Raw genomic sequence first — 2,033 nt, 5'->3', positions numbered from 1 at the left:
GACACGGACCCCCAAACCATGGTTTAATTGTCTCATCAAGGCGGGGAGGGCAACCCCCGCCGAGACCCCCGGCCAACCGGCCGGAACCACCAACACGAAGGAGCACCGCAGATGACCGTCAAGCCCCTGGCGTTCACCCCGTCCGGCGCCGCCAAGCTCATCAAGGCCGCCGAGAAGGCCGGGTGGACCACCGAGGTCGAGACCCTCGGCGACAGTGATTGCCGCATCTACCGGCTCACCGGCGAGGGCGCCCACGGAGCCTGGTTCACCGCCACGTGGCGGGGCCGGGACGGCGGCCGGTGGCGCCTGTTCGAAGCCCCCACCGTGCACCTTGGCGACGAGTGGGAGAGCGTGAAGCTCGCCGAAGTGCACGCCGTTATCGCGGACTACCCCGTTGAGGCCGAGCCCGTCACGGTCCTGTCGATCGGCCCCGCCTACATCGGCCGCTGCGACGCCGTCGAGCAGGCTCACAGCCAGAGCCCCAGCGCCGCCATCGGCGTCCGCCTGTACTACGTCTACCAGGGGACCGACGCCGACTCCATCGGCATCTGCGCGGCGTGCGCCGCCGTCCGCAGCGGACGGCCCGTCAGCGACTTCCGCGAGTGGGCGCTGAGCGACAACGACCGCCGGACCATCATCGTCATGCTCGCCGAGCACATCCGGGAGGCCCGCCGGAACGCCGCCGCCGAGTGGGCGAGCGCCACCTACTGGAACAGCGACCAGGAGCACCCCCACTCGGTTCCCACGGCCTTTGACGAGTGGTACGCCTGCACCAGCCACATCGACCCCGCCGCTGCCTACGTTCGCTGGCGCGAGCAGCAGAGCCGCCCCCTGACCGCCGATGAGTATCCCGCCATCGGCCTGCCCGCCCCCGCCGCCGTCGAGCCGGAGGAGGCCGAGGAGGCCACCGGGGTCGAGGTCGAGGAGCCGCCCTGCACCGTGCCCACTACCGCGCGCGTCGCCGCCGCGTGGTCGAAGGGTGTGTTCGGGTATGCCCGCATCGGCCAGGGGGTGTGGGAGTACACCGGCCGAGGCGAGCTGTACACCATCACCCACGAAGGGCCGTTCAACTACGTCGTCCGCCACGCCACCCCCTCCGGCATGGTCGTCATCCCCAACGGCGACGGATGGGGCGGCCTGCACGCCGCCGCCCAGGCCGCGCGCAACCACGCCAACCGGCTGACCGGCTTCCCGGTCCGCTGACCGGCCGCCGGTCCCCGGGCACCCACGCCCGGGGACCGGCCCCCCGGCCCCGGACGGCAGGCCGGGCCGGGCGGCATCGAGCCGCCCACCCCGGGCTGACGCTCCCTCAGGCAACCCGCCGGATTCCTTCCGGCCCCCAGACCCCCGCGCGGGAGGGCAACCCCGCGCGGCCCCGGCCCGGACCCCCGGGCCGGACTCCACCAACACCAGAACGGACACACCATGACCACGTTCGACGTCGCGCAGACCGCCCAGGCCATCCGGAACAGCCTCGAATCCCAGCTCGCCCCGCTGTTCGCCGCGATGGAGTGGGCCGAGGAGGAGATCGAGGCCGCCCAGCGCCGCCACCGGGAGAGCGGCCGGGGCCCGATCTGGCGCTCCGGGTTCATGCTGGTCCGGGCGACCCACCACGACCGGCTGCAGAACTCCGAGATGCTGTTCCGCGCCAACGCGGCCGAGCTGCTCGACAGGCTCGCCACCGGCGCGGACACCCGGCCCGCGACGGGCGCCGAGATGATCGCCATCCTCATGGAGACCAGCACGCACGCCCCGCTCAACTCGGCCGCTACCTGCCTCTACATGCGCCTGTTCGCGCGACTGTTCCCGCAGCACACCATGGAGGTGTTCGGCGGCCACATGGACCTGCCCGCCTACGAGAGCGTCCACGGGGCGCGGGCCGATGAGTACGCCGCCGAGCTCAGCCGGAAGGCCGCCCAGGCGTGGCGGGTGCCGAAGGCGTGACACACACCCGCCCCGGGGCCCGGCCCCGGGGCGGGACTCCGGCCCGGGCGGCATCGAGCCGCCCGGGGCCGGGCTGACGCGCCGCAGGC

Annotated in this window: 2 protein-coding genes; both read left to right on the top strand. The window is 73.3% G+C overall.

Features of this window, described 5'->3' with window-relative positions:
* Positions 1-111 precede the first annotated feature (111 nt).
* Positions 112-1,203: a hypothetical protein gene (locus ACZ51D_RS38200; protein WP_465664853.1), complete on the top strand. Its 1,092-nt coding sequence runs from the start codon at positions 112-114 to the stop codon at positions 1,201-1,203.
* A gap of 222 nt (positions 1,204-1,425) precedes the next feature.
* A complete protein-coding gene (locus tag ACZ51D_RS38195; RefSeq protein ID WP_465664851.1) occupies positions 1,426-1,944 on the top strand; it encodes a hypothetical protein in 519 nt (172 codons plus the stop codon).
* The last annotated feature ends 89 nt before the right edge of the window (positions 1,945-2,033 follow it).

The organism is Kitasatospora sp. NPDC033851 (assembly GCF_055576085.1).
The sequence above is the reverse complement of the archived record's forward strand: the minus strand, read 5'-3'. Positions and strand labels throughout refer to the sequence as shown.